The sequence below is a fragment of the Streptacidiphilus carbonis genome, from assembly GCF_000787775.1.
GTDB classification, from domain to species: Bacteria; Actinomycetota; Actinomycetes; order Streptomycetales; family Streptomycetaceae; genus Streptacidiphilus; species Streptacidiphilus carbonis.
Genome location: NZ_BBPM01000009.1, coordinates 177,734 through 184,405, shown reverse-complemented (window position 1 = coordinate 184,405; position 6,672 = coordinate 177,734). Strand labels below are relative to the sequence as shown.

At 73.0% G+C, this 6,672-nt stretch carries 7 protein-coding genes; 4 read left to right on the top strand and 3 right to left on the bottom strand.

The annotated features are described in order from the left end of the window. Nucleotides 1–64 precede the first annotated feature (64 nt). Nucleotides 65–1,138 carry a LacI family DNA-binding transcriptional regulator gene (locus TR46_RS10075; RefSeq protein WP_042397031.1) on the top strand — a complete coding sequence of 358 codons (1,074 nt, stop codon included), beginning with the start codon at nucleotides 65–67 and terminating at the stop codon, nucleotides 1,136–1,138. A 36-nt stretch (nucleotides 1,139–1,174) separates the two neighbouring features. On the opposite strand, the gene TR46_RS10070 is transcribed toward TR46_RS10075, so the two are convergent. The 3 genes from TR46_RS10070 to TR46_RS10060 all read right to left on the bottom strand — a co-directional run bounded on the left by TR46_RS10070 (nucleotide 1,175) and on the right by TR46_RS10060 (nucleotide 3,752). After that, on the bottom strand, nucleotides 1,175–2,671 hold the full coding sequence (locus tag TR46_RS10070; RefSeq protein WP_042397028.1) for a carbohydrate-binding protein: 1,497 nt from the start codon (nucleotides 2,669–2,671) through the stop codon (nucleotides 1,175–1,177). 187 nt (nucleotides 2,672–2,858) lie between these two features. Then, entirely contained in the window at nucleotides 2,859–3,188 is a 330-nt protein-coding gene (locus tag TR46_RS10065) for an STAS domain-containing protein (RefSeq protein ID WP_052432680.1), read from the bottom strand. 69 nt (nucleotides 3,189–3,257) lie between these two features. Further along, complete coding sequence (locus TR46_RS10060; protein ID WP_052432679.1) at nucleotides 3,258–3,752, bottom strand: DUF6069 family protein; 495 nt, start codon at nucleotides 3,750–3,752, stop codon at nucleotides 3,258–3,260. A gap of 492 nt (nucleotides 3,753–4,244) precedes the next feature. Here TR46_RS10060 and TR46_RS44105 point away from each other — a divergent pair, with 492 nt between their 5' ends. Genes TR46_RS44105 through TR46_RS10045 form a run of 3 tightly spaced genes read left to right on the top strand, consistent with a single transcriptional unit; the run spans nucleotide 4,245 to nucleotide 6,612 of the window. After that, the gene (locus TR46_RS44105; RefSeq protein WP_063770561.1) at nucleotides 4,245–4,724 is read left to right on the top strand and encodes a VanZ family protein; all 480 of its coding nucleotides are present in this window, start codon (nucleotides 4,245–4,247) and stop codon (nucleotides 4,722–4,724) included. 42 nt (nucleotides 4,725–4,766) lie between these two features. After that, on the top strand, nucleotides 4,767–5,708 hold the full coding sequence (locus tag TR46_RS10050; RefSeq protein WP_042397025.1) for a S66 peptidase family protein: 942 nt from the start codon (nucleotides 4,767–4,769) through the stop codon (nucleotides 5,706–5,708). A gap of 46 nt (nucleotides 5,709–5,754) precedes the next feature. Continuing rightward, nucleotides 5,755–6,612 carry a TIGR02452 family protein gene (locus TR46_RS10045; RefSeq protein WP_042397023.1) on the top strand — a complete coding sequence of 286 codons (858 nt, stop codon included), beginning with the start codon at nucleotides 5,755–5,757 and terminating at the stop codon, nucleotides 6,610–6,612. Nucleotides 6,613–6,672 lie beyond the last annotated feature (60 nt).

Below are 6,672 nucleotides of genomic sequence, written 5' to 3'. Positions count from 1 at the left end.
CGGCGTTCGTTCAAGGAGCAGCCTACGTCGTAACGAACGGCGTTCGCGGTGCGATGATTGGGCAATGACGCAGCCGGAGGAACAGCACGGGGCCCCGGTCCGGGCGTGGCGGCCGACGCTTCAGGAGGTCGCCGCGCTGGCGGGGGTGTCCCGCGCCACCGCGTCCCGGGTGGTCAACGGCGGGGCCGGAGTGCGGTCCGAGATCCAGGTGAAGGTGCGCCAGGCCGTCGACGAGCTGGGGTATGTGCCCAATCCGGCGGCCCGGGCGCTGATGACCCGCCGCCATGACGCGGTGGCGGTGGTGGTCGCGGAGCCGGAGAGCCGGGTGTTCTCCGACCCGTTCTTCGCACGGCAGCTGCGCGGCATCGGCCGGGAGCTGTCCGCCTCGGCGGTGCAGCTGGTGCTGCTGCTGGTGACCGAGGCGGGGGACTACGCCCAGGTCGGACGTTATCTGGCGGCGGGGCATGTGGACGGCGCGCTGATCTTCTCGGTGCACAACGACGACCCGCTGCCCGCGATCGTGGACGGGCTGGGCCTGCCCACCGTCTACGGCGGCCGGCCGGGCTGGGAGCCCACCGGCGCCGCGCCGCTGTATGTCGACACCGACAACCGGGGCGGTGCGCAGGCCGCGGTACGGCATCTGCGCGAGCGCGGGCGGCAGCGGATCGCCGTGATCACCGGACCGCTGGACCAGGCCTCGGCGCTGGACCGGCTCTCGGGCTACCGGGACGTCCTGCCGCAGGCGGACCCGGCCCTGGTCGCCGAGGGCGACTTCACCGCCGAGGGGGGACGGCGGGCGATGGCGGAGCTGCTGGACCGCGGCGGGGACGACCGCCCGGACGCGGTGTTCGCCTGCTCGGACCTGATGGCGGCGGGCGCGATGGCGGTCCTCGCGGAACGCGGGCTGCGCGTACCGGAGGACGTCGCCGTGGTGGGCTTCGACGACGGCGACACCGCGGCGCAGTGGGCGTCGCCGCCGCTGACGACGGTGCGTCAGGACATCGAAGGGATGGGCCGGTTGATGGCCCGGCTGCTGCTCACCCGGCTCCAGCTGACCTTCGACGGCAACACGGGGGCGGCAGCCGGGCTGGCCCCGGTGGTGACCCCCGCCGAGCTGGTCGTCCGCGCGTCCAGCTGATCGGCGGGGGCCCTTGCTGCCGTCAGGGCGTGCGGCTCACTGGGTCGGGAAGCTGACGTAGTGGACGCTCACATACGGCGGATTGCCCGGCGCGCCGGAGACGAACTCCAGGTAGACGTCATGGGTGCCGGTGGTCCTGGCGATGTTGGCCGGGACCGTGGTCCAGGTGGACCAGCCCCCGGTGCTGCCCACGGCGAAGCTGCCGATCGGCGCGTTGGTCGGGCTGTCCAGCACCACTTCGACCAGCCCGCTGACGCCGCCCGCCGCGCCCGAGGCCACTCTGGCGTGGAACTGGCTGGACCCGGCGCTGCCGAAGTCGACGCCGGAGTACTTGAGCCAGGCCCCGTTGGACAGTTGGGCCACCTGGTTGCCGTCGACGCCGGTCGGGTCGGTGTCACCGGTCGCCGCCTGGACGGTAGCGGTGCCCTGGTGCGCGCTGAAGCAGTCGGCGGAGATGTCGGAGACGGCCGTGGTGGTGCAGCTGCTGCCGCCGCCGGAGCCGCCGGTCGGGGTCGGTGTGGGCGTGGGTGTCGGGGTGGGCGTGGGCGTCGTGGTGGTTCCGCCGGCGGCCTTCTCGTAGGCGGCGAACCAGTCGACGTTCATCCCCGCCCCGGAGCTGGTCGCGGCCGACGGCGAGGTGCAGCCGCAGATGGCGTTGGGGTAGGCACCGCCGATGGCGACGTTGAAGATGGCGAAGAAGCCGTGGTCGACCGCGGCCTGCCAGGTGGCGACCGGGACCTGGCTCTCGTTGACGGTGAAGGTCTGGGCGCCGTCGAGGTAGAAGCGCAGCTGCTCGGAGGCGGTGTCGGTGCGGTCCAGGATCACCGAGTAGGTGTGGTAGCCGGTCTGGCAGCCGGAGCAGGCCTGCAGCCCGCTGCCGATTCCGGTGGTCTCGTTGCAGGGGCCGCCGGGGTCGACGCCGCAGTGCAGGGTGGTGGAGTGCTCACTGAGGGCGTTGACGTCCTCCATGATGTCCAGCTCGCCGATGCCGGGCCAGTTGGTGGCGCCGACCGGACGGGCGGCCGCGCCGAGGGCCCAGAAGGCGGGCCAGTAGCCGCTGCCGGAGGCGGGGGCGGGCTGCTCCAGGCTGGCGCTGAGCTCCAGCTCGCCGCCGGCCGGCGCGGCGAAGTCGGTGCGCTGGGTCTCGACCCGGCCCGAGGTCCAGTTGCCCGAGGCGTCCCGGACCGGCTTGATGACCAGGTGGCCGGAGCCGTCCTGGTAGACGTTGGTCGTGGAGTTGGTCGCCGTCTCGACCTCGCCGGTGCCCCAGTTCCCGGCGCCGCCGGCGTAGCCGGTGCCGGTGTCGTAGAGCCAGTTCGCGGTGGAGAGGCCGGTGCCGGCGGCACCGTTGAAGTCGTCGCTGAACGCCGTGGTCCAGCCGGCGGGCGCGGACGGCACGGCGGCGGAGGCGCTGCCGGAGCTGGCGGTCAGGGCGAGCGCCCCCGCCAGCGGCAACGCGAGGGCGGTGAGCAGTGCCGCCGTCCGACGGCGGAACGGCGCGCGGTGGGGGCGCGGAAGGGTGGTTCTGCGCATGGGGAACCCTCCAGGCTTAGGAAAGTAAAAGCTGCTGCTGCCTCTTCCTTCGGTTCAGCGAATTGAGAGCGCTTCCAATTCACTGATGCACGGTTCCGGAACGCGTAACGCAGTGTCAGCCTGAAGCTGATGAGTCGTCAATACGCGGTGCAGCGTTCACTTGTCGAAGGCATGGCGAGACGCGTCCCTAGTCGGGCGGACGGGCCAGCAGTTCGTCCAGTCCGGCCGCGTCCAGCACCTTCTGGAGCGTCGCCCGCACCTGGATCAGGTACAGCGGGACCTGGCGCAGGGCGGCCAGCCGGTGTGACGCGAGCAACGCGCTGAGCCCCCCGGCGTCGCAGAACCGGACCAGGGCGACGTCCAACTCGATCCGCCGCACCGCACTGTCCCGCAGCACGCTGGCGACCGCCTGCTCCAGCATCGGGGTGGCTCCGAGGTCGACCTCCCCGGCCAGTAGCAGCTGCGCCGTACTGCGTCCGTCCAGGACGAGGACGGTCAGGCGCGAATCGCCGTACACCAGCCCACCTCCACCAACGGAACGGAACCTCACTGTAGTTGGCGAACAGGGGGGCTGAATATGCCGTCGTCACTTGTAACCCGGACGGGTGACGAACCTCTCCTCGCTGACGGTCGCCGGGAGGGCCCGGGAGACCAGGGGGATGACGATGGACGCGGCCAGGAGGTGGCCGGCCACCAGGGTCGCCCTGGCGCCCGGCGTGGCAGTGGCGCTGAGGGGACCGGCCAGGGAGAGGGCGGTGAGGACGACCGTGATCCTGGTGAAGGTCCGACGCGGGCGGCCGGCCCTGAGATTGAGCATGGCGGCGAGCAGCGTGCCCCAGAAGCAGCAGATCAGGACGCCGGTGGCCAACGCGCCGACGCCGAGGGCGCCGGCGTGGGCGGCGCCGTGCTCACCCGCCGAGAGTGTGACGCCGAGGCCACGGGCGGCGGCGGCCAGGAGTTCGGCGACGACGGAGGCGGTCAGGGTGGCCGCTGCGGCGGTGAGCAGCAGTCGGCTGGTGCGAGCGGAGGGACGCCGGGTGCCGGTCGGGTCGGTGTGCGGCTGGGTGGCAGGGGCGGACATGGTGTGCTCCTCGGTTCGGGCGGCGGATCCGGGTCGGATGCGCCTCACCCGTCAGTCGGAGGGACCGAGGGGTCCTCTACACCAAGGCCGGCGCGGATTCCGACATGGAGGCAGCCGCTTCGGGTAGAGGCCGCTGCGGGGCGGAGGACCGCCGGTGGGTGATGAGGAGGCCGGTCGATGAGGCGCATGGTCACGACAGTGGGGAGCGTGGCCGCCGCAGGCGGGGACAAGGGCGGGGGCAAGGGCGGGAGCAGGGGCAGCGGCGGAACGCAGCGGGCGGCGTTCGCGCTGCCCGGGCGGGAATTGTTCCAGCGGCGGCGGCGTGGGCCGGCCGCCCCGCTTGCGAAAGGGCCCGCGAAAGCGCCCGCGAAGGGGCCCGTGAAAGGGCCCGTGAAAGGGCTCCTGAAAGGGAAGGACGCCTCGGGTGCGAAGCCGTCCAGGCCCCCGAAGGCTTCCCGCGCCAGAGGTCTGGGCCGCAGGCTGGCCCGTGCCGTGGTCGGGACGGTGGCGCTGCTCGGGCTCGCGGTGTGCGCTGCGGTGATCGTCAAGCTGACGCTCACCCCCTCCCCCGCGTCGGTGGGCATCGCGCACACCAATCTGCATCCGGGGACGTCGATCAGGCTCTACCTGGACCAGCCGTCGGTGCGCGAGGCCCTGCTGCAGATCGGCGGGAACATCCTGATCGGCGTCCCCTTCGGGCTGCTGCTGCCGGTGATCACACCACGCGCCCGCGGCCTGCTGCGGGTGGTGCTGATCTGCTCGCTCGCGGTGCTGATGCTGGAGATCGCGCAGCACTTCTTCGTCGAGGGGCGCTCCTTCGACATCGACGACGTCATCCTCGCAGCCCTCGGCGCGGCGCTCGGCTATCTGCCGCTGGGACGCAGGTTCTCGCTGCGGATGCACCCGGACCACCGGCACTGGTGGCAGCGCCAGGTGGACGTGGTACGGCGGAGGCGCCCCGGCCGGGGGTGACGGTACGGTGGCGTTGCCGCCACCGTACCGGGAGCTGAAACGTTGTCCGATGTCCCACCGTTGCAACGACCGCGTCGGCTCACTGCCGGGGACCGGGTCGCCGTCGTCGCACCGTCAGGGAGCCTGCTTCCGGAACGGCTGGAGCGCGGGGTGTCGATCCTGCGGTCCTGGGGGCTGCGGGTCGAGGTGATGCCCGGTGTACTGGCGGGAAACCCGGAGCTGCGCTACCTGGCCGCCCCGGACGCCGCCCGCGCCGCCGACCTGGAGAAGGCCTGGCTCGATCCCGACGTTGCCGCGGTGGTCTGCGGGCGCGGCGGCTACGGCGCGCAGCGGATCGTCGACCAGTTGGACTGGACCGCGATGGCCGCCCTGCCCGAGCCCAAGGTCTTCGTCGGCTACAGCGACGCGACGGCGCTGCACGAGGCCTTCGCGGTCCGGCTCGGGCTGTCCACGCTGTACGGGCCGATGGCCGCGGCGGCGGTGTTCGGCGCCGATCCGGCCACCGCGGAGGGACTGCGCCGCACGCTGTTCGAGCCCGAGTCGGTGCAGTCGCTGACCTCCGCGACCGCCGAATGCCTGCTCCCGGGCCGGGCGGCCGGAGTCACCGCGGGCGGCTGCCTCAGCCTGCTGGCCGCAGACCGCGGCACCCCGTTCGCCCGCCGGAGCTTCGCGGGCGCGATCCTGCTCCTGGAGGACGTGGACGAGGACCTCTACGCGCTGGACCGGCTGCTCACCCAACTGCTGCGCTCGGGAGCGCTGACCGGCGTGGCCGGCGTCGCACTGGGCTCCTGGCAGGACTGCCGCCCCTCCCCCGAGCAGATCCGCCGGCTGATGCTGGAACGGCTGGGCCCGCTGGGCGTCCCGGTGGTCTGGGAACTGGGCTTCGGCCACGGCCCCACCAGCCTCACCGTCCCGCTGGGCGTACCGGCCGTACTGGACGCGGACGCCGGAACCCTGCGGCTGGAGCTCCCGGCGCTGCGCTGATAATCAGCTTCCCCGCCCGACGGGTCGTCACCTAGCGTTGGCGTCCGTGAGCAGCAGACTCCGTCAGTACGCGACGGTCAACGAGGAAATCGCAGCAGCCGGACACTACACGGCCGCTGACGGCACGGAGGTCTCGGTGGGACCGGCCCTGGCGGCCGCGGCCGAGGGGACGCGGTGCCACCTGCCCGAGGAGCGGCTCGACCGGGGCGGCGCGGGGGCGGGTGACCTGCGCGTCGAGGTGACCGCCGAGGGGAGCCTGGAGGCGGCCCGGCGGCTGTACGCGGCCGGGCCCGGCGAGGTCGCGGTGCTGAACTTCGCCTCCGCGCGGAACCCCGGCGGCGGGTACGTCCGCGGCGCGCGGGCCCAGGAGGAGGACCTGTGCCGGCACGCGCTGCTGTACCACTGCCTGCTGCGGGCGCCCGAGTACTACGAGGCGCACCGGGCCTCCGGCGACCTGCTCTACAGCGACCGGGTGATCTGGTCCCCCGGCGTGCCGGTGATCCGCGGCGAGGACGGCGGCCTGCTGGCCGAGCCGTATCCGGTGTCCTTCCTGACCTGCCCGGCGCCCAACGCCGGTCAGGTTCTGCGGCGCGACCTCCAGGCCGGACCGGGCATCGAGGCGGCGCTGCGGCGCCGCTCGGGACGGGTCCTGGAGGCGGCCGCGGGCCACGGCGTCCGGCGACTGGTGCTCGGCGCCTGGGGCTGCGGGGTGTTCGCCAACGACCCCCGCTCGGTCGCCGCGTCGTTCCACGACCACCTCGCGGGAGGCTTCCGGCACACCTTCGACGAGGTCGTCTTCGCCGTCTGGGACCGGACCTCGCCGTCCGCCAACCGCGACGCCTTCAGCGCGGTGTTCGGGTCGGCCCGCGCAGTTCCCAGCGCCCCCAAGGCGGATGCAACTTGACCACCTCGGATCAGTTGCACTCACCTGGGGGCACGAGGAACTGCGCGACAAACCAGGCAC

Coding starts and splice junctions, on each gene's coding strand:
- TR46_RS10075 (WP_042397031.1), top strand. CDS start 65: ATGACGCAGCCGGAGGAACAGCACGGGGCCCCGGTCCGGGCGTGGCGG.
- TR46_RS10070 (WP_042397028.1), bottom strand. CDS start 2,671: ATGCGCAGAACCACCCTTCCGCGCCCCCACCGCGCGCCGTTCCGCCGT.
- TR46_RS10060 (WP_052432679.1), bottom strand. CDS start 3,752: ATGTCCGCCCCTGCCACCCAGCCGCACACCGACCCGACCGGCACCCGG.